Source organism: Peribacillus sp. YIM B13472 (assembly GCF_042788005.1).
Taxonomy (GTDB): domain Bacteria; phylum Bacillota; class Bacilli; order Bacillales; family DSM-1321; genus Peribacillus; species Peribacillus simplex_E.
In genome coordinates this window covers 1-21,703 of the sequence record NZ_JBHZPG010000030.1, presented here as the reverse complement: position 1 = coordinate 21,703, position 21,703 = coordinate 1, and the positions used below count along the sequence as shown (strand labels likewise).

The 21,703-nt window shown below is 39.2% G+C and carries 16 protein-coding genes and 1 other RNA gene; 3 read left to right on the top strand and 14 right to left on the bottom strand.

Annotated features, from left to right (window positions below; all coding sequences use genetic code 11):
- Positions 1-25 precede the first annotated feature (25 nt).
- From ACFX4I_RS19680 to nirB (ACFX4I_RS19670), 3 genes are all read right to left on the bottom strand, one after another.
- Positions 26-1,645 (bottom strand): family 14 glycosylhydrolase, encoded by a 1,620-nt coding sequence (locus ACFX4I_RS19680; protein WP_377422509.1) that lies wholly within the window; start codon positions 1,643-1,645, stop codon positions 26-28.
- A gap of 221 nt (positions 1,646-1,866) precedes the next feature.
- Positions 1,867-2,184: a nitrite reductase small subunit NirD gene (gene nirD / locus ACFX4I_RS19675; RefSeq protein WP_230301087.1), complete on the bottom strand. Its 318-nt coding sequence runs from the start codon at positions 2,182-2,184 to the stop codon at positions 1,867-1,869.
- A 17-nt stretch (positions 2,185-2,201) separates the two neighbouring features.
- Entirely contained in the window at positions 2,202-4,616 is a 2,415-nt protein-coding gene (gene nirB, locus ACFX4I_RS19670) for a nitrite reductase large subunit NirB (protein WP_377422507.1), read from the bottom strand.
- 195 nt (positions 4,617-4,811) lie between these two features.
- On the opposite strand from nirB (ACFX4I_RS19670), the gene ACFX4I_RS19665 reads away from it, so the two are divergent.
- Positions 4,812-5,147: a MerR family transcriptional regulator gene (locus ACFX4I_RS19665; protein WP_290369663.1), complete on the top strand. Its 336-nt coding sequence runs from the start codon at positions 4,812-4,814 to the stop codon at positions 5,145-5,147.
- A gap of 206 nt (positions 5,148-5,353) precedes the next feature.
- Here ACFX4I_RS19665 and cobA read toward each other — a convergent pair whose 3' ends face one another.
- The 4 genes from cobA to ACFX4I_RS19645 form a co-directional block, all read right to left on the bottom strand.
- On the bottom strand, positions 5,354-6,124 hold the full coding sequence (cobA, locus tag ACFX4I_RS19660; RefSeq protein WP_377422505.1) for a uroporphyrinogen-III C-methyltransferase: 771 nt from the start codon (positions 6,122-6,124) through the stop codon (positions 5,354-5,356).
- 117 nt (positions 6,125-6,241) lie between these two features.
- Positions 6,242-8,392, bottom strand: a complete 2,151-nt coding sequence (nasC, locus tag ACFX4I_RS19655) for an assimilatory nitrate reductase catalytic subunit NasC (RefSeq protein ID WP_377422503.1) — start codon at positions 8,390-8,392, stop codon at positions 6,242-6,244.
- A gap of 98 nt (positions 8,393-8,490) precedes the next feature.
- Positions 8,491-10,812: a nitrite reductase large subunit NirB gene (gene nirB, locus ACFX4I_RS19650; protein ID WP_377422501.1), complete on the bottom strand. Its 2,322-nt coding sequence runs from the start codon at positions 10,810-10,812 to the stop codon at positions 8,491-8,493.
- 53 nt (positions 10,813-10,865) lie between these two features.
- Positions 10,866-12,071, bottom strand: a complete 1,206-nt coding sequence (locus ACFX4I_RS19645) for a nitrate/nitrite transporter (RefSeq protein WP_377422499.1) — start codon at positions 12,069-12,071, stop codon at positions 10,866-10,868.
- 733 nt (positions 12,072-12,804) lie between these two features.
- Between ACFX4I_RS19645 and ACFX4I_RS19640 the strand changes: the two genes are divergently transcribed.
- Positions 12,805-13,347: a ribonuclease H-like YkuK family protein gene (locus ACFX4I_RS19640; protein ID WP_230301081.1), complete on the top strand. Its 543-nt coding sequence runs from the start codon at positions 12,805-12,807 to the stop codon at positions 13,345-13,347.
- Between the two features lie 90 nt (positions 13,348-13,437).
- Here the strand turns inward: ACFX4I_RS19640 and ssrS are convergent.
- The 5 genes from ssrS to ACFX4I_RS19615 all read right to left on the bottom strand — a co-directional run bounded on the left by ssrS (position 13,438) and on the right by ACFX4I_RS19615 (position 18,654).
- Positions 13,438-13,624, bottom strand: a non-coding RNA gene (gene ssrS / locus ACFX4I_RS19635) — 6S RNA.
- Positions 13,625-13,747: 123 nt separating this feature from the next.
- Entirely contained in the window at positions 13,748-15,229 is a 1,482-nt protein-coding gene (locus ACFX4I_RS19630; RefSeq protein WP_377422497.1) for a UDP-N-acetylmuramoyl-L-alanyl-D-glutamate--2,6-diaminopimelate ligase, read from the bottom strand.
- Positions 15,230-15,457: 228 nt separating this feature from the next.
- A complete protein-coding gene (locus ACFX4I_RS19625; protein ID WP_377422495.1) occupies positions 15,458-16,711 on the bottom strand; it encodes an MFS transporter in 1,254 nt (417 codons plus the stop codon).
- A 647-nt stretch (positions 16,712-17,358) separates the two neighbouring features.
- The gene (locus tag ACFX4I_RS19620; protein ID WP_377422493.1) at positions 17,359-18,240 is read right to left on the bottom strand and encodes a mechanosensitive ion channel family protein; all 882 of its coding nucleotides are present in this window, start codon (positions 18,238-18,240) and stop codon (positions 17,359-17,361) included.
- A 21-nt stretch (positions 18,241-18,261) separates the two neighbouring features.
- A complete protein-coding gene (locus ACFX4I_RS19615; protein WP_230303364.1) occupies positions 18,262-18,654 on the bottom strand; it encodes a sporulation protein in 393 nt (130 codons plus the stop codon).
- Positions 18,655-19,301: 647 nt separating this feature from the next.
- Between ACFX4I_RS19615 and ACFX4I_RS19610 the strand changes: the two genes are divergently transcribed.
- Positions 19,302-19,835 carry an IseA DL-endopeptidase inhibitor family protein gene (locus ACFX4I_RS19610; RefSeq protein ID WP_230303363.1) on the top strand — a complete coding sequence of 178 codons (534 nt, stop codon included), beginning with the start codon at positions 19,302-19,304 and terminating at the stop codon, positions 19,833-19,835.
- 176 nt (positions 19,836-20,011) lie between these two features.
- Here the strand turns inward: ACFX4I_RS19610 and ACFX4I_RS19605 are convergent, their stop codons facing one another.
- Positions 20,012-21,001 (bottom strand): HAAS signaling domain-containing protein, encoded by a 990-nt coding sequence (locus ACFX4I_RS19605; protein ID WP_377422491.1) that lies wholly within the window; start codon positions 20,999-21,001, stop codon positions 20,012-20,014.
- Positions 20,988-21,335 carry a PadR family transcriptional regulator gene (locus ACFX4I_RS19600; RefSeq protein WP_230303361.1) on the bottom strand — a complete coding sequence of 116 codons (348 nt, stop codon included), beginning with the start codon at positions 21,333-21,335 and terminating at the stop codon, positions 20,988-20,990. Before ACFX4I_RS19600 ends, ACFX4I_RS19605 begins: the two co-directional genes overlap by 14 nt.
- Positions 21,336-21,703 lie beyond the last annotated feature (368 nt).

The window sequence follows — 21,703 nt, the reverse complement described above, 5'->3', positions numbered from 1 at the left end:
ATCCCTCATTGCCCTATATATCCAACTACCATGAAGTTTTATAGTTTCCTTCTCCATTCAAAGGAGTTTTATAACTATTATTTTCACCATCTTGCCAAGTAATATTGCCATTTTCATCTTTCAGGACGAACTTGAATTCGTAGTATCGATTTGCGGCTAAACGGAATGTTCCACTCCAGCTGCCTTCTGTGCTTTGAGTGAGTTTATATTCGTAATCTTCAGGATTCCATCTGCCGATTTCTCCTCTATCCCCAATTAAGTAAACTCCCTTTGTGGAAGGTACATTTTCAACTGTGAATGTAACTGGAATCGACTTACCTTCCAATTTATCAGCCATCATCCTGAACTCATTTGTTGGATTTCCTTCATCGTCGAATAAATAGGACATCCTTAGCAAGGTAAATCCCTCAAAACCATGGTTAAAAACCATTTCTGCTATATTGTCAAAGCCTCTTTCATTATTGATTAACGGGAGTGCGTTTTCCCCGTTTAAAGAAATTCCTTTTTCATTAGTTAAAGAGGCAATATGGGTCACCAACGTTTTTGGAGCGCTATAGGATGGAGCAGTATGTGCTTCTTGATCTCCCATTTCCAAACAGGTGAACGTGAGGGCCATATTCGATTTCTTAAATTGATTCAATAATTTGGAGTAGTTATAGTAGCCGGCACTATACTCTGCTGAATGCGGCAGTACTGGATCATTCATTTTCCAATGGACTCCTGAGATCTTAGCTCCAATTGGCACGCCAAAGACTTCATCAAAATGTTTATGGGCGAATTTGGAGATTTTTGCAAGATGCTTTTCGAGTGCTCCTTGATACCACTGCATAAAGTCGTATCCAAATTGTGTATCGATTGCTCCGCCCCTGGTGAAAAATTCATCCCCGTTCCCTGGCGGCTGTATCTCATTCCAGTTTTTATACGTTTTGCCCCAAGCAGCATTTAATTTTTTTATCGTTGAATATTTTTCTCTCATGGTAAGCCTGAAATCCCGTTTTGCTCCTTCTGTGTAAACTTGAAGCTGTCCCCTTTCAGGATAATCCCAGCCATCAGCTTTTTGGTATGAGGGATATCTAAGTTCCCCAGCGGGTCCTGCACTTAAATATATTTTAGCTATTAGATCCTTCTGATCAGCAAAGTTCTTTGCAAATGATTTGTACAATTCGTTGTATTGATCAGCTGTACCTTCCCACCAAGGAGCAAGTACTTCCTTATTCCAGAAACCACTTTCACTCTTGAATGCCATGTTATCTAGAGTGTCCTTATTCCAGAGCCAACTCGGGATTGGGTAGTTACAATCGTCCCCCACATTACCGCCGCATTGATGTGTAGACAAAATGGGCACCCATTTTAAACCGGAAGCTTTCACTGTTTCCCCATATTTTTTATAATAAGTCCAATCAAACTGATTATCTTTTTTACTCTCGACTAATCCCCACCAGATATCTGTCGTAATTGCATAAACTCCATTTTCCTTCAACTGGGTCAGCTCTGCTTCAAATGCCTCCCAATCTGTTATTTCACCCAATGGGGCCATTACATAAAGCTTGTAATCTGGTTTTACTTCTGCTTTTCCAGGTGAAGTACTTGATAAAGGAACAAAATACAGCATAAAGGTAAAAACGCCAACAGATAATTTGTTCATAAGAACGCCAACCTTTCCCCCATAACTTTTTTCATTTGTTTTTCATTGAAGTCGCTTACATTCTTTGCGTCGTTTTTATAAAGGCACTCCTTTACTGAAAATTATATTTGTTTTGGAAATATTTATCAATTATTTCGACATGGTAATTTAGTTCATATCTCCTGAAAGAAAAAATGGATAGTCCCATAAGAGACTATCCAGAGCGCGGGTTATCTACATTTTTATAAAACAATATAAACATTACCATCTTCTATTTCAACATTGAATGTCTTTACACAACCATTATCAGGTTTTTGGACTTCTCCATTCTTGACACTGATTTTCCAGTCATGCATCGGGCAAAAGACGTGATCACCACTCACAATGCCTTCCACCAGAACTCCACCTTTATGTGGACAACGATTTTCAATAGCTCGGAATTCACCATTTGCTAAATGAAAAAGAGCAATTTCATGAGAGCCTATGGTTACTGTTTTCCCTAGGTTTTTTGGCATCTCATCTACTGTTGAAACTTTTATCTTTTGAAGAGTTTTCCCCATGTAGGCTTCCCCCATATTCATTTATTTGATATAGCTGGAATTTTCACTTTTTGAAATAAACCGGTTTGGATCGCATTGCTCTCAATGATTTCTTTCCAAGGTTCTTGCAATACGGATAAGGCCTCATCTAAACGTTGATTAAGCTCAATCCTTTTTTGCTTATCGCCAATAATAGTCTTAATGGTATCGAACCCTACACGCTCAACCCAGACAGACGTTCTTTCTAAATAATTGGCAGTCTCCCGATAATGTTGAAGGTATGCACCTGCAATTTCAATTACCTCATCACTTGTTTTCACTTTGCATAATAATTCAGCAGCTCTTAAATGGGTTCCACCGTTGCCGCCAATATAAATTTCCCATGCACCGTCTACACCGACAACACCAAGATCTTTGATACCGGATTCAGCACAATTACGAGGACATGCCGACACGGCCATCTTAACCTTATGCGGTGTGCCTACACGTTCAAATTTCTTCTCCAGGGCAATGCCCAGCCCAATTGAATCTTGGGTGCCAAAGCGGCAAAAGTTTTCACCGACACATGTTTTCACAGTTCGGAGGGTTTTTCCATAAGCATATCCGGAAGGCATATCCAGGTCGGCCCATACACCTGGAAGGTCTTCTTTTTCAACACCGAACATATCTATTCTTTGCCCGCCTGTAACCTTAAGTAACTTAACATTATACTTATCGGCAACATTTGCTATTTTCCGTAATTGATCGGGATTAGTGACGCCCCCATACATTCTTGGCACAACGGAAAATGTACCATCCTTTTGAATATTTGCATGTAGTCTTTCATTGACATAGCGGGATTCTTTTTCGTCCTCATATTCAACAGGATGAATCATGCCTAAGTAATAGTTCAGTGCCGGTTTACACTTCGAGCATCCATCACTTGTATTCCAGCCGAGAACATTCATGACTTCTCGAGTATGGGTCAGGTTTTTTTCGCGTATTTCAGCAACAACCTCATCCCTGGATAAAGTGGTGCACGTGCATATGGATTCCTTCTGGTTTGACTCACTGAAATCATCGCCCAATGTCAGCTCGAGAATATCACCGACTAATGGCTTGCATCCCCCGCACGATCTCGAAGCATTTGTGCAGCCTTTTACTTCCTCAATACTTGTTAACCCTTTAGATTCGATAGCCGTCACAATATCGCCCTTCGTTACACCATTACAACCACAGACGATTTCTTCATGTGACATCGAAGTGACAAGACTGACACTGGGTTCACTTGTTCCAACATTTAAATAATCGGAAACGTCGGCATTTTTATTGATCATGCTCAATAGGTTATTGCTTTCCTTTGTATCCCCGAATAATACCGCACCAGAAATTTTCCCATTTCGAATCATTACTTTTTTGTAAGTACCATTCCATTCATTAAATTCCTTGATTGATTTAGCTTGTTCATCCTCGAAAATTTCCCCAGCCGAAAATACATCAACACCAGATACTTTTAACTTAGTAGACAGCACTGAACCCTCGTAAGCTTTCCCTTCTAGCCCGCAAATCCTTTTGGCTAATACTTTGCCCTGTTCATAAAGGGGAGCGACCAAACCGTAAACCATCTCACGGTGTTCCGCACATTCACCAACCGCATAAATATTCGGGATTCCAGTCTCCATATAATCGTCCACGATAATTCCTCGATTGACAGGGATGCCGCAATTTTGGGCCATTTGAACATTGGGTTTAATCCCAACTGCCATGACCACTAAATCGGCGCTGATTTCCTCGCCATCACTAAAGCGTAATCCTTTAACATCAATTTCACCTAAAACCTCCTGAGTCTGTTTCCCAAGATAAAAGTTCATTCCCTGGCTTTCAAGTTCCCTTTGCAGCATTTTTCCAGCTGTTGGATCTAACTGCCTATCCATCAAATATTCCGAAAGGTGAATAACATCTACCTGCATACCTAGATTCAAAAGACCCCTGGCAGCTTCAAGACCCAGTAATCCTCCACCAATGACTGCAGCTTTTTTATTGTTTTTCGAATATTCAATCATTTTTTCGCAATCTTCAATATTTCGAAAGGCTGTCACTCCTTTTTTATCAACACCCTTTATCGGTAGAATGAAAGGAATGGATCCGGTAGCTAAAATTAATTGATCGTATTCGACTTCTCGACTTGTGTCTGAGTATATGATTTGCTTTGCTGTGTCGATGTTCGTGACCGTTTCATCTGAAAAAAGTGTAATATTATTTTCTTTGTACCAGTTCCAATCATTTATGGTAATATCATCTATCGTCGTAGCCCCTTGCAATACATTCGATAGTTGGATTCGATCATAATTCGGATGTGGCTCACTTCCGAAGACAGTCACCTCAAACCTTTCTGGTTGAATTTTCAAAATTTCTTCTATACATCTTACTCCAGCCATACCATTCCCAATTAGCGCCAATTTCTGCTTAGCCATGTTTTGTCCTCCGATAAGATTTTTTTGAAAGGATTATGTGTTTGATTATAGGTGAGGTCACTATTTATAACAACAAGTGTGTTATATAATCTTACATGTTTTTTGAAAATTAATGTTTAATGTTAGTTTTTATTACAAATATTCAGAAAATTAGGATATAATATCCTTATTGATCTAGCATAAATCAAAAATGAGGTGATTTTCATCGTCCAGCAAAAAGAATCTTATATAGACAGAAAAGTAATTTCCATAGGAGTGGTCAGAGAATTAACGGGACTATCCGATAGACAAATTCGGTATTATGAAGAAAGAAAACTCGTTTTTCCCGAAAGGTCTAAGGGTGGTAACCGAAAATACTCTTTTTCCGACGTCAAGGCATTGGTGGAAATCGCCGATAAAATAGAGGATGGAGTGCAAACCAATGAAATTAGACAGGAAAAATTAAAAGAAAACAGGAAAATTGAACAGGAAAAAATGCGCAAAAAAATGCTGCAGGGCCAATTAAATGCACATTTTGGCTTACGTAAATGATTTTTGCCAAGCAACCGGAATTATTAACCGATTCAACAAGTACTATAATTTCCATATTTCAGACTTCGAATAAACAGGTCACAATTTCACTTTGCACTCTGCACTTTTAAAATAGCTGTTAACATTGTAAAACTGGACATGATGACTTTCATGTCCAGTTTTACATTTTATTTACAGTAAAAGTTATCTAACTAATCATTCCTTTTCTAGGCGAACTCCTTATTTTTTGTCTTCTCTGAAAACCATGTTAATTTCGCGGATAAATTAACAACTTCTCCTATTACAATCATGGCAGGATTGGCAACCTGCTCTCTCTTAACAATCGCCACTATTGTATCGATTGTTCCTGTAAAAGTTCGTTGAAAACCTGTCGTTCCTTGTTCGATGACAGCAATAGCAGTTTCAGGCTTCTTACCGCAGGAGCATAATTGTTTACAGATATATGGAAGGTTTTTAATACCCATATAAATAGCAATGGTATCAACACCATGTGCCAAATGATGCCAGTTGATGTTATCAGGCTTGCCTGTCACGCTGTGTCCTGTGACAATTGCAAAGGAACTCCCCCATTCCCTGTGAGTCACTGGAATTCCAGCATAAGCTGGTGCAGCGATTCCGGATGTAATTCCAGGAACTATTTCAAATTGAATTCCGTGCTTAACTAGCACTTCTGCTTCCTCGCCGCCTCGTCCAAAGATGAAAGGGTCTCCCCCTTTTAGACGAACAATCGTTTTTCCTTCTATTGATTTACTAATTAACAATTGATGAATGTCCTCTTGAGAGACACAATGTTTACCAGGCGCTTTACCGCAATAAATGTATTCAGCTTCAGGTTTACCGTATAAAAGCAATTCACGATTAACCAATCGATCATACAAGATGATATCCGCTACTGCGAGGCATTTGGTTGCCTTGACAGTAATTAAGTCCGGATCACCTGGTCCAGCACCAACAATATAGACCTTACCTTTTTTCATCCGTTTTCCCCTTTTGTTGTTAGTCATGTAAAATCCATTTGATATGGATTGCTGTGTGGTTAGGCTTACTCTTAATGAACCTAAAAAAGTTATGATGAAAGGGAAGAAAACCTCCCTTTAATTAGACGTTAACTCTACTATAGGATGTACTTTTACAGCACTGACTTTAAAGCCAGGCATTTTGCATGCGGGATCTAAATCCTGTGAAACGAGGAGATTGACATTTTGTGAGTCTGCCCAATGAAAAGGAACGAATATAGTATCATGGCGAATGGTTGCTGACCATTTGCTTCTTACAACAATACTTCCGCGCCTTGATTCAATTTTCACCAAATTATTGTCTGGAATATGATATTTCTTGGCTGTTTCCGGATGGATTTCCATATATGATTCAAAATTTCTTGCGGCTAATGATGAGCTTTTTCTCGTTTGTACTCCTGTTAAATAGTGTGACATGATTCTTCCTGTTGTTAAATAAAGCGGAAATTCCGTACATGGCTTTTCTTTTGGAACATGAGGCACGTTATTAACCACAACCATGGCCGCCTTTCCGTCCGGGTGGGCAAAAGACGATTCGAATAACCTTTTTGTCCCTTTATGGTCAATGGATGGACATGGCCACAAAATGCCTCCTTCTTTTCTTAAGCGATCATACGTTATACCATAATAATCGGCGGTTCCCCCGCGGCTTGCCACTCTTAGTTCTTCAAATATCTCATTTGCAGATTGAAAGGGAAAATGCTCCCCTTTCCCAAGAGCTTTAGCTATATCACAAATGATTTGCCAATCATGCTTCGCTTCCCCAGGTGATGAAAAACTTGCTTCCCGCAACGTTACCCGTCCTTCCAAATTCGTCATCGTTCCTTCATCCTCTAAATAAGACGAAGTAGGTAAAATCAAATCAGCTAATCTAGCAGTTTCAGAAACGAACATATCTACTGCGACAAGAAACTTCAATTTTTTCAAAGCCTTTTTGACAAAGTTAGCATTGGGATTTGAAACAATTGGATTGGAACACATTAAAAACATGCCGGTAATTTCACCTTCATTTATCTTCTCTATCATTTCGTATGCCGATACACCTTTACGCGGCAAATCAGCCTCATCAATTCCCCATATACTTGCAATATGTAATCTATGTTCCTCATTTTCAATCATGCGATACCCCGGCAGCTGGTCTGCCTTTTGGCCATGCTCCCTTGCTCCCTGCCCATTTCCCTGTCCGGTGATAGCTCCATAACCCGAATTCACTTTTCCGATTTTCCCTGTAACAATAAGAATATTAAGAAAATTACGGACAGCAGCCGAACCATCTGTTTGCTGCTCAACTCCCCTTGCTGTAAAAATCATTCCTGATTCTTCTTTCCCGAACATGGCAGCCGCTTTTTGGATTTGTTCACTTGGAACCCCTGTCATTTCTGCAATTTCCTCCAACTCTAAAGATGTGACATACTCTTTAACTTCTTTATAGCCATTTGCACGTTCCCGGATAAACGCTTCATCAATAAGATCCTCTTCAATGATCACTTTCAATAATCCGTTTGCCAAGGCGGCATCCATCCCAGGTTTCACCTTTAGATGTAAGTCGGCCATTTTCGTTGTTGCGGTTTCCCGGGGATCTACAGCAATGATATATGCCCCATTTTGTTTCGCTTGCTCAAAGTACGGCATGATTGTCGGCTGGCATTCCGCAATATTCGTACCCGCCAAGATTATGCACTTTGTGAACGGAACCTCTGATAAGCTGTTGGTCAGGCCCCTGTCGATACCAAATGTTTGGCTGGCTGCCGAAGCAGCTGCAGACATGCACAAACGGCCATTATAATCTATATACTTTGTTTTTAAAGCCACCCTTGCAAACTTCCCAAGCAAATAGGCTTCTTCATTTGAAATGGATGCACTCCCATAAACAGATAATGCATTTACACCATCTTCTGCTTGTATTTTAGTGAAATTCTCCTTAATGTGGCTTAATGCTTCCTCCCATGATATTCGAACAAATTCCCCATTTTTTTTCAATAATGGGTATTTAATTCGATCTTTATGCAAAGCATGTTGATGTGCATTCATTCCTTTAATGCATAAGCGCCCCTCAGAGGTTGGATTATCTTTTCCAATCGTCATATACTTTTTTCTTGTTACTATTGTTTGTTCCAGCAGCTGCATCTTACATTGCATGCTGCAAAATGGACATTGTGTATCATATCGTTTCTCTGATTGGACCTCTTGTTGCTTCGTGCGGAAATACTTTAATAATAATTCGGTCAAGGCTCCTCACCCTTTACTCATGGATTTCTATAGAAACAATTACCCGTTAGTTTTAGACGTGCATCAAAAGGTACTTTCCACTTCGTTCATTCTCTGACCTATGCCATTTCCAATCTTTGAGATAGTTGCTGACTAAGTTCATTATCAAACAATACTTCTCTAACATGAATTAACCCCACTCGTTCAATCCATTGCCAAGTCCGTTCTAAGTAATTGGCTGTTTCCCGATAATATTGAATAAAGCCGATGATGATCTCAATTGCTTCTTCATTTGTCCCAGCTACACATAGCAGTTCACCTGCACGTGCATCACGCCCGCTGCTTCCGCCCACATATATTTCCCAGCCCCTGTCAATGCCCATGACACCTATATCTTTCGTTGTTGATCCTGCACCGTTATGCATACAAGCGGATATGCCCATCTTTATACGGTATGGTGTAGATACTTGCTCCAATCTTTTTTCCAAATCTACAGCAAGTAATAGGGATTGCTGTTTATCACAAGAGCAAACATGTTCACCGATACATGTTTTGACGTTTTGAACGGTGTTACCATATTTCGAACTTAACGGCATATCTAAATCAGCCCACACACCTGGGAGATCTTCTTTTTTCACCCCCATTAAATGAATCCTTTGTTCACTTGTTATCGCAACCTGGGATATTTCATATTTATCGGCAACATTAGCAATTTTTCGCAAGTCATTTGCATTCGTCATCCCGCCGTACATTTGCGGGATAACTGAGTATCGGTTATCACTTTGAACTGTTGCATTCTTTTTTTCGTTTATGAAAAGAGTTTGCTGTCTGATCTCGTACTCTGGATGAATCATCCCTAAATAATAGCTCAATGCAGGCCTGCAAGTTGAACAACCTTTTGTATTTTCCCATTCAAGAGCATCCATCGCTTCTTGGACAGTCGATACGTCTTGGAGCTGCATTTTATACACAACTTCATCTTCCGTTAATTTCGTACATGAGCAAAATGCAGTTTGTTTCTCATCCTGAGTAGTAAGATTACTTTGAATATAGGTCAAAAGCTCGGTCACTGCCGGCTTACATCCGCCGCAAGAACCGGAAGCATTTGTGCATTGTTTAACTTGTTCCACTGTCGTTAACCCCTTATTTTGAACCGCTTCAATGATTCCCCCCTTTGAAACAGCATTACAATGGCAAATGATTTCATGATTTGCCATCGAAGCGATTAATCCCTCAGCCGTATTTGGTGACTGGAACATTGAACGCCTTTCCTCTGACGATACTTCTTGCCGCTTTACAATCATATCGAGTAATCGTGAGCTGTTGTTTGTATCTCCATAAAGCACAGCACCTATGATTTTTCTTCCTTGAAAAACCAACTTTTTATAAACACTATCCAATTCATCAAAAGTTGTGATGGATTTCGTTGTTTCGTCACCAAGGAAATCACCAACAGAAAATAGCTCAACTCCTGATATTTTCAACTGGGTCGAAAGGACCGAGCCTTGGTATCCGCTGCATTTCATCTCACAAATATGCTTTGCCAGCACTTCACCTTGTTCGTATAGAGGTTTAACAAGCCCATAAACCATGCCTTGATGTTCAGCACATTCACCAACCGCATAAATATCTGGGATGCTGGTTTCTAAATAGTCATTTACAATAATCGCACGATTTGTATCAATTCCGCTTTCTTTGGCCAACTGAATATTCGGCCTGACTCCCGCAGCCATAACGACCAAATCTGCATCCAGCTCCGTTCCATCTTTAAAACGGACGCGCTCTACACGCTCGTTACCGATTAACTCCTGTGTTTCCTTTTTTAAAAGAAAGTTCATTCCCTGGTTTTCCAACTCTTTTTGCAGTAAAAGTGATGCCGTTGAATCGAGCTGCCTTTCCATTAAATAGTCAGCGATATGAACGACATGCACTTCCATACCAAGGTTTAACAGCCCTCTCGCTGCTTCCAAACCTAACAAACCGCCTCCGATGACGACTGCTTTTTTATGTTTGCGTGAAGTTTCAATCATCTTTTGGCAATCTTCAATCGTCCGAAATGCAATGACGCCTTCTTTATCTACACCTGTGACAGGAAGAATGAACGGGACAGAACCTGTGGCAATTATCAGCTTATCGTAGTAAACTTCCCGTTCTTTGTCTGTTTTTATTTTCCTAGTCTCTTTATCGATTTTTATGACCGTTTCACCTGTGAACAATTGGATATTATTCTCCGTATACCAGTTTCGATCATTTATCGTAATATCTTCAAAAGAGGTGTTGCCTTGAAGCACAGTCGACAATAAGATTCGGTTATAGTTAACGTGCGGTTCACTTCCGAAAATAGTAATCTCAAAGGCAGTCGGATCCTTACTAATGATGGATTCAACACAACGTAATCCTGCCATTCCGTTCCCTACTAAGATCAGTTTTTGTTTATACATTTTATCCCCCCAAAAACAAGTGCTGTAAAAAGCCAAACAAAGTAAACAAAGTTCTAGATCTTAACCGAATTCTTTCCGAGTACCCACGTTTTTCTCCATGAAAGCTGAGCTAGGCCCAGGATAAGCAAAGCCACGATTCCAACTGCGGAAAATACTAAAAATCCTGTAGCATATGTGCCAGTGATCTGTTTCAACGTACCTAGTATGTTTGGAACCAAGAATCCGCCAACACCTCCGGCAGCTCCCACAATCCCTGTGATAAAACCTATTTCTTTAGAAAATCGCTGTGGAACTAACTGAAAGACAGCTCCGTTGCCCATACCGAGAAATAGCATTCCGATGAACAGAAGGATTGTAACGACAGTAAGAGAATAAAGAAAACTAATCCCAAACATACATATAGTGAGTCCAATAAATAGAAACATAAGCAGTTTAACTCCACCTATTTTATCTGCAATAAATCCTCCGACGGGACGAAAGAAACTTCCGGCGATGACACATAATGTAACGAATTCCCCCGCCCTTATTCGTGTTAACCCATACTCATCAACAAAAAAGATGCTTAAAAAGCTAGTGAACCCGACAAAGCCCCCAAAAGTCACACTGTAAAGAATACAGAAATACCAAGTGTCCGTTATTTTAAATACGTTGAAATATTCCTTGAGCGGTTTTGCAGGCGGTTGAGATGGTGCGTCTTTTGCGATTAAAATATAAATGACGAACACGATGGTTAAAGGAATCAAAGCTAATCCCATAACATTATGCCAGCCGAGAGATTCTGCAATACGCGGTCCAAACAATGTCGCAAAAAGAGTTCCGCTGTTACCGGCTCCCGCAATGCCCATCGCAAGACCCTGCAAATGCGGGGGATACCAACGACTAGCCATAGGAAGTGCTGCAGCAAAACTTGCACCTGCCACTCCGAGCAAAATCCCAATTAAATAGAGCTCGGCTAAACTATCTCCGAATAACCATCCCCAAAAAAGCGGAATCATCGTAACTAGCATCCCGCCGATTGCTGTTTTCCGCGGGCCGATGCGATCAGTCAAAAAACCAAGGACGATTCGAAAAAACGAACCTCCCAAAATCGGAATAGCTACAATCAAGCCTTTTTCAGCTGGGGAAAGTCCGAAATCCTTTGTAATATAGACACCAAGTGCACCTAATAATACCCAAATCATAAAACTGATATCAAAATAAAGGAATGAAGCTAATAATGACGGAGCATGACCGCTTTTTTTCAATTCAGATATTTTCATTTTTCATCTCTCCAATACTTTATTAGTTGAATATTCGTTTATTTTACTCTTATAAAAGCAAGATTTCTTTGTTTATGTAAGAAAACATCACACACTTTTTTTGTAAGTTATTAAATGTGAATACTTTAAAGGAGTTATTGGTCCAAATTTAATAATTTCATTTCCTTTTTCTTGTATAAAATGAATGATATTGTGGTTTACTTAGGTGATGTAAAGTTTAACTTTTGAGTTATGGAAGGGGATATACCAAAGCCAGTAAGCTTTTTCGTAATATTCTCCATACAAAAAAAGAGAAGCCTAATGCTTTAGCTTCACTTCCAGACTGTAGACCATGATTGAGTTTGTTTACAGTTTTATTTTTCCGTTAATTTCCATTCCAGGCACTCGCTTTCCGCGGGCTGTCCGGTAGCCTCCTCGGCGCCATTGCGCCTGCGGGCCTCACTCCGACGAACTTCCCCCGCAGGAGTCTCGTACCTACTATTCCAATCAACTTTGTTTTAACATTAAGATAGAACTCCTTTTGCCAACAGTCTTTTTTGTATAAAATAGAAGAATTAAAACATGAGGTGATATTTATTCAGCGAGAACAACTTTAAAATGATGACTGCATTTTCTATAGGTTGCGGGTTCTACCCACCGCACGAAACAAGGACCTCCTTCATATGATGTGTTATGAGCGGCATGAGATAATTAATAATTTGATTATATCCGGGGAAAGGTTGGGTGCTATAATATGAGGAAATATCCATTTCATAACATTCCATTTCAAAACCTTCAGAAAAAAGACATGTCATTTGAAGAGGTATTTGTTCATATTGTTGAGTTCATGAAATCAAATCCTTCCGGTGACTATCGATTGATGGTCGGTACCGATTCGCAAGTACATAAAAAACATACGGTTTTCATTACAGGCATCGTGATACGGCAGGTCGGAAATGGTGTATGGGGTTGTATAAGAAAAGTGATGATTCCTAGAAGAATGCTGCATTTACATGAACGAATTTCCCAAGAACTGTCGTTAACAGAGGAGATCGTATCCATGTTTACGGAAGAAAGAAAAAATCAGTTAATCGATATTGTACTGCCTGCCGTATATCAAGGGGCAACGTTCACAATGGAAGGGCACATTGATATCGGGATTGGAAAGCGGAACAAAACCAGTGAGTTTGTAAAAGAAATGGTAGCTAGGATGGAATCCATGGGCGTGGAACCGAAAATCAAACCCAATGCTTTCGTCGCTTCAAGTTATGCCAACCGGTATACAAAGCAAGAGTGATGTCTCCAAAACAGATAACCGGTACATACAATTCCGATCGAAAAACAGCAAAAAACCGGCCTCAGAATGAGACCGGCTTAACATTTAAAGATATAAGCCGCCATTGCCGTATTCAGTAAGAAAGTTTTAAACCACCACTCCTCAAAGTGGGTGTTTGCAGAAAAAATCCTGTTGTCCAAGTCAGTGACGAGGCATAACATTCCTGTTTCAATATAAAACTCCCTATTACAGCTTAAAGGTTAAAACTTTATTATCATTACGAACAGTGCAGCTTGTATTGTTATAATACCTGAATTCCTCATAAGTTACAATGTTAATAATCACCATATAAATCGCCTATGGCGGCCGAAGGGAAAAGACGCCGTATTAGTCCTTTATAAAAGCATTCGTTAGACTCAAACTATTGATCAAAATAACCGATAAAATCCCCATGGTCTTTATTTTGCAGATATAGTACCGTTTCTTTGTCAGAAATAGTAGGCAGTCCGAAATTTTGTTCATACCTCTCAATTCCTTTTCCTGTAATGATAATCCAATCCCCTTCCTTTCCTGCTTGCACCGCCTCCTGTATAGCAAGTGTCCGATCTGGAATAACCTTCCCATTTCCAGCAGAGTAATCGCTTTGGAGTTTATTTAGTGACGATTCCATCTCCTCTATTCCCTCCGAATTCAGATCATCCATCGTCAAAATCGAAACATCACTATGTTCCGATGATAGTGTAACCATTTCAGCCCTTTTGGTTGTATCTCGTCCACCTCGGAAACCAAAGATATGATAAATCTTTTTGGCCCCGCATTCTTTGGCAGTTTGAAGCATATGTTGAATGGCATCTGCAGTGTGTGCATAATCAATGACTATTGTTGGTCCAAATTCTTTCTTATACATTTCAAATCTTCCTGGCACACCGGAAAATCGTTTCAGTGAAGTGAGGATTTCCTCTTTTGAAATTGGAAACATCTTCGCTACGGAATACGCAGCTGTTGCGTTATATAAATTATGAAGTCCAGGTAAAGGTAACTCAATTTTCACAAAGTCATGATTCTCATTCAATAAAATAAAGGGGGATATTGCAGTATTATAATTGGTGATGATTAAATCGCAGCGATTGGATTTTCCAAATACAAAGGCACTGACATTCTTCTCACGCAAGTATTCTTGTAGTTTTTCTCCCCAGAAATCATCCCCATTGATAATCGCAAGACCATTCGGTTTCAATTTTTCAAAAAGCAGTAATTTTGCCAGGAAATAATCCTCCATCGTACCGTGGAAGTCGAGATGGTCATGATACAAATTCGTGAAGACACAGAAATCAAATTCGATTCCTTCTAAACGGTATTGAGCTAATCCATGAGAAGACACTTCCATTATGACAACCATGTCCTGACTGGCTGCCAGCAAGGAATTCAGTTCCATGGTACCAGGAGTCGTATTATGGGAATCGACTTTGTTTCCGTTGATAATATGCTGTATCGTACCAATGACGGAACAGGTAACCCCATTCTCTTCTAATATTTGCTGAAGCATATAGCTAGTTGTGGTTTTTCCATTTGTGCCCGTAATTCCTATCATAATTTTTTGATTGCTGGGATCTCCATAAAACCTTTTGGCGATTAGACCTAATGCTTTTCGGCTGTTCTCTACTCGTAAATAAGGAACTTCCAATCCCTTAATATCGCGATTGCCAATCACAGCAGCTGCCCCTAAATGAATTGCATCTTTAATGTAATTATGGCCATCGGAATTATATCCGGTTACGGCAACAAAAAGGTATCCCTTTTTAATTTCTTTAGAGTTATCGGTTACACCTGTGATGGATATATGTTCAATGTCCTTCGGCAAATCCCCGTTTATTGCTTCTTTCAATATGTCTTTAAGGATCATTAACTTTTCTCCTTTTTCATGTAAGCTATTCACCTGACTTTTGAAAATAAATGCATAAGTACCAATAAGCCCATTTTTAGTATTTACCAGTACTCTAAAAATAATTGTCAATCCAGATTTTGTTAGTTGTAACAACAGTCAGAAGTAATAAAGAAAGAAAAGCAGCCAAAATTGGCTGCTTTTCTTATGGCTAAAGCTGTTTTTAGGTGTTGGTACACTGCAAGATAATCACGATTGAATTTCCAGGGGTTTTGTTTCGGCCTTTTGATTGTACAATGGCAAAATGAAAAACATCCCTAGAATAAAAAAGAAAGCGGCTGTTTCAAATATGGCGACGAGTGAAAATTGCTCTTTCAGTACGCCTGCTGCACTCATGGTCAACACCATCGATCCAGTGAATAACGGGCTTAAGATTCCATTGACCCTTCCGATGAACTCGCCTTCGGTCCTCTGTAATATCAATGTATTGATCCCGATTTGAATACAAGGCAGCATTAGCCCATTAAAGAACTCGGCTGTAAGTGTAATCCAAAGATTTGTTGAGAGCCCCATTACCGCTAATCCAATGGCATTCACAAGCATTCCGAAAGCTAATAATCTTTGAGGTGCCACCTTTTTAGCAAATATCATCACTCCGGCTCCACCTAAAATCATGCCAAACCCATTCACCATAAATAACCATTGCAGATTTTCCTTAGGCAGTTCCAGTTGTTCTGTAACAAGGAATATAGAGAGCGGCTGAATGAAACCCAGTCCGAGCCCGGCTGCCAAAAAACATAAACCAAGCAAACTTAGTTCCTTTTTTCGCAACACATACCTCACTCCGCTTTTCATTTCTTGCCATATCGTTGTTTTTGCAGTCTCTTCATTCAGTTCACGATCTTTTGGAAGAAAGGCGAGTGCACCAGCTGAAAGTAAAAACGCCAGGCCAGTAATCGCAATCGAAATGTTTATCCCGAATGATTGGAAGGCGAATGTACCGAGAATCGGACCTAAAACCATAAATACTGCAAAGACGGTCTGATAAACAGACATCCCTGTCTGAATTTGACTTTCTGGCAAATGCATCTTAAATAGCTTCATGCCTGATGGCTGAGAAAACTGAGAAAGTATCGCTGAAATCAAAGTTGCGAAGAATACCATTTTCCAACTGCCGAAGATAAGCGAGATAAGGACAGCAAAAACGGATATTGCACTTAATATATCACACCAAACCATTGTTTTTTTCGGACTCCAGCGATCAGCAAACGTCCCTCCAATAAATGAAAAAATAAAAATGGGAGCGAATTCCGCTACTGATATCATGGAAACGGCAAAGGCATCCCCGTTTGTCTTTTCCATGACGAATAACAAAACTGCAAAATTCCGTACCCATATTCCTATTTGCAAAAACAAGCCTGAAAAGATAATGGCCCGGAATACACGATTTTTAAATATGTTAGGTTCCTTATTACTCAATGTTACGGATGTGTTTTTCCCCAATATAAAAAACCCCCTGTAAGATATCTGGACAGGAGGCAGTACAATACAATTAACAGAGCAAAATATCCCTAATGGACGGAACACAATGATCTTTGTTTGTATTTTAATGTACAGACTAATCCTATCCAGAAAAAAGTTCGTATTTAGCACGCATTTTTTTCTTGAAGAATAGGATTAAATGATCATTGTTCCAAGGTCACCCTTCCATTTTATGCTAATTTTATAATAATCTATTTAATCTGATAAATCAAGGTGAAATCCATAAAAATAACCCATTTTTTTGGGCAGGGTTGTTCGACGTATTGTATAAAAAATGGACTTCCTTTAAAAGAAAGCCCCAGACTGTAGACAAACTCGAAGAATAGCGAGTTTGCCTGCGGTTTTTTATTAAAAAACGTTCCATTTGATTTCAGAAATCCGTCCGTTCCCTTTCAGCTGACTGTCTGCCAAGCCCTCTAGCCGTAAACGCGCCGAGGGCGGACCGCCCGCGGAAAGCGAGTACCCTAAGTTCCAATCAACGTTCAAATACTTCCTTTAAAAAAGTATTTGAATATCCATAAGTTAACAAGAACTGCCGCTAGTTAGCTTTCTGCCCTATCGTCTCCATCATTTTTCCGGCATCACCTCAAACAATTGTGATTCTTCTTTCAGTTCTCCAATATACGTTCATGATTAGGATTGCCTTGAACAAGCAAATGGGCAGATGGCATTATAATTTGATGTTCATGTAAAGCAGTCATCATTTCAAACCTCACACTTCTCGCTGTTTCAAAGTAATGTTCAGGATTAACAAGTCCCACTAAGCATAGTTCATACCCAACATATTTAAGATTCGGATTTAAATCCGTGATGCCAATATATCTAAAATCCTCTTCAGGTGTACCATCCTCTAGCCTTAGAAGTGTTTCACCATACTTCTCATTGCAGATATGGCATATATCTTCCAACAGCCGTTTTACCTTTTCAGGATTTTCTTGGTAACTTACTGTAATGCGTTCAATGATTCGCATTCTCCCTTTATTAAAATTTTGAATCGTCCTGATTTCACTGTGTGGGATTGTCAGTAATTTTCCTGACCATTCCCTGATTTGCATGAACCGGATACCGATTTCCTCAATCGTCCCAGAACTTGTCCCATTGAAAGTCACAAAATTCCCCACTCGGAATTCATTATCTGAAAGCCTTACGAATCCCAATAAGATATCCTTAAGCATTTGCTGAGCGGCAAATCCGATAACGACCCCTAAAATTCCAGCTCCAGCTAAAATTCCTTTTAGGTCTATAAACTGTCCAATCAAATAAATAAGGAAAAGCGCGGAAATGCCGTACCTAAGAGAAGAACGGGTAACCCCCTGTATCGTTTTTTCGACTTCTTCCTCAAAAAAATTGGACCTTTTAAAGAACCATTCAACCATTTTATTCAAAATAAAATAAACCGCCAATAACAGTAAAGCTAATATAAAAAGCCTCAATAATAAAAATTCTTCCAAATAATCCATAGCAAGCTCAGTAAATTTCAAGATATTCATGTTCCCACCTTCATTTCCACTTTATTCAGAATCGATTAAAATCCAGTCATCATCCTTGCCTATTATCCCTTTATCCAGTATTAGTCTCGTTTTAAGGCGATAGGAAACCCCTCGCTTATAAGGTTCCTTCAATATAGGCAGACAAAAGTTAAAAGGGATTTCATTGCTTTCCCCTGAATTTATCTCTCTTGAAGACAAAATGGTGCTCGTTTTAAGGATTTCGTCCATTCCAGTAGAATGAGTATCCATAATTAAATCACATTCGATCCTCCTTATTCTTTGCGCAAGGGTACCACCCTTAATCAAGAAATATCCATTTATGCATTCACCAGATTTATACGTGTTTTTCGGAAGGATTAAATCTATTTGTGCTGAACCTATCCCTAAAAGTAACAAAGATTTTCTAAGTATCAAAGAATACACTCCAATTATATATTTATTTGTAATTCTACTATCCCTATATATTTATACATTTCCTTAAGGGCTGCATTATCCTGCACAAAAAAACCTTTACCATTTTGGTAAAGGTTAACTAAAAATAAATAGACCTTTACCAATAGGTAAGGTCTGGCTAACAACAATATGCTGCCAACAACACCGAGAGCAAAGAGCCCCGTAATGACGACATTGTTGTAAAAGCTACTCCCCTTTAGAGAATGTATTCAAGTATATAATTTATAATACGGTAGGATTAGAAAGTTTGTCAAACCTTTATATTTTATTATTTTCGGGCTCTGTCCAGGAAATTCGGGTTTTTTGTACATATCTTGATATTAATGAAAATATAATGAATTAACTTGTCCCGTGATTGCAAAAGAATTGGGTTTTAAATAGGCCAGTTGGTGGAATAAGTATGTAACAGCCAAGTCCTTACAAATGGATGAATTCTCCTTTCAAAAAGAATAAAGTGAACAAACTATGTATATATAAAATTTTATTTAAAAATTAACAAGATTTCTCTTTTACTTATGCCAATCTTGTTGTAATATAAATGTAACAATTGTAATATTAATTAAACTTTCGTTACATAAGTATCCTATTAGGGATTGGGGAGATAAAATATGAAAAAATTTTCAGGTGTGCTATTATCCATTATCATTTTATTTTTTACATTAAGTGGTCAGGTTACCGCAAAAACGACATCACAGAATTTGTCTGACGAAAATGCATTAAAGATAGCCGATAATGCCAGCAAACATTTTTGGAATGCTTTACATGGATACAAAACCCGTTCATGTTCACAAAAAACTTTCAATTATAAAGGGACAGAGTATTCATACCTTTGCCAAGAGTTTAATACAAAAGATAAATTGACTACCTACTTAGCAGAGACATTTACTAATAATGCAGTTGAAAAAGGGCTGAACAAATATAGTTACATTACCCATAAAGGGAAATTAGCCCGTCCAATCGGAGACGGCGACAGCATGTTAGAGTGGAGAAAAGCAAAAATTAAATTGGTCTATCAAAAAACTAACGTTAGATCCTACAATTTAACTGTACCTACAGTCGAAGGTGACTCAGTAAAAAGAACAGTTACCTTTTATAAGTCCGGATCCACTTGGAAAGTTAATCAGTTCGATGCAGTTCAATAAAAAAATGGTTTAAATGTAACGCCTCATATGCTGTATAGTTAGTTAAAAACTATATTTCATATGAGGTGTTTTTCTGTTTTCCATTGTAGTTTGAGAAATAATCTTACAGACTTGTAACAGCTCACTTTTCACTTCAGGGAACTTTCAAACAAAAAAACACAGCTAGATGCTGTGCCTTAACGGGTTTTTACATTACGGAAGCCTTGATAGGAATCGTAGACGGCAAAAAAGATGGAGATGAGTATCAGACCCCAGTAAATCGAGGTTTTCCATTCATCGGTTGAAAATAGTGTTCTTTGGTACGCAATGAATTCCGGGTTCAATAAATCAGGATTACTGATGATGATGATGAAAGTCAGAGAGGATAACAGCTGGTATATGGCATGAAATAAAGCTAGTTTCACGGTCCATCGCCTTAAAAATAATTTATAAATCGCCAAGAGCACCCCAATGATGACGACGCATGATACCAGCAGCCAATAGGAATTCAAGACTTCTTGATTGAAAGAAGGTGTCACGAAAATGAGACTGTCATTTCTTTTTTCATAGACTCCTAAGAGGCTTGCTGCATTGAAATATAGGGCCGCGAAGACAGAAAGACCTAACAAACTCGCAAAAATCTCGATCATAGGAACCGCTTTTTTCTTTGAAATGTTCGGAATATCTTTTAGGTTTTCCGGTGTCCATGGTTTCAAATCTTTTGTTAAAGGCGACTGGTCTTTTGAAGTATCCACGCGTTCTAAAATGGCAAATGAAATCGTTAACCAGAAAAACACTTGGATACCTGTACTGACGATACCCGCAATCCCTTTCCCGATTATTATCAAAATTGCGTCCACAACCGTATTCCCCATATCCCGAAAAGGGTTATCCCCTACTAATCCGATCAGTGAAATGACTGCAGCAATTGGTAAAATCATTTTCAACAGACAGATATAAACATCAAAATAACGTGGTCCAATCAGATGCATCGGCCGATCGCGATAACGACTTGCCAGTGTAACCGGATCTCCTAATTTTAAAAGGACGGCTTTCACGTCTTGCTCCGTATGATCCACCGGAAGCATATCTTCGATTGTAGATTGAAGCTCAAGCGCAATATCCTCCCGGTTTTTTTCTGGCAGCCTGCGGGTCACTTCCTGAATATAAAGTTCAATCAGCTCCATCTTCTCCCTCTCCTTTTAATAATATATAAAGCTCTTGAGAAGTTTTTTCCCATTCTTCCTTTAACTGAGTGAAGATTTCTCCCCCATAATCGCTTAAAGAATAGTACTTGCGAGGTCTACTTTCAGAAGTATCCCAGCTGCTGGTGACCAATTCTTGTTTTTCCAGGCGGCGAAGCAAAGGATATAAAGTACTTTGATCAATGGTAATTCCCGACTTCTCTAAAAGCTGGACAAGCGAGTACCCATACTGAGGGGTTTTGAGCTGACTTAGAACAGCTAACGTCAAAGTGCCTCTGCGCAGCTCAGTGGTTAATGAATTCAGTAAAGTGCTCATCCAATCACCTCTTCTCTATACTATGTGACGTACACCATACCTTATACTATGCACCATACACTATTTTAGTTCTTATAACACCATAAAAATGAAAATAGATTCTATTTAAAGCATAAAAAAGAGAAGCGTTTCACGCCTCTCCGTTTTTCCTTTATTATTATCACACAAGAATGACCCATAATATCATCGTCGTGATAATGGGGCTACTCCTTGTATTTGGTTGCCATCGTTTGAGATTTGTAGGCATCCGTCACATTCAATTGCTGGCAAAACTTACTGAACATCATTACATAATCGACCGATGTTCTCGACTTCAACAACGACCTCATCCCCCGACTTGATCGGGCAGCTGCCAGATGGTGAACCCG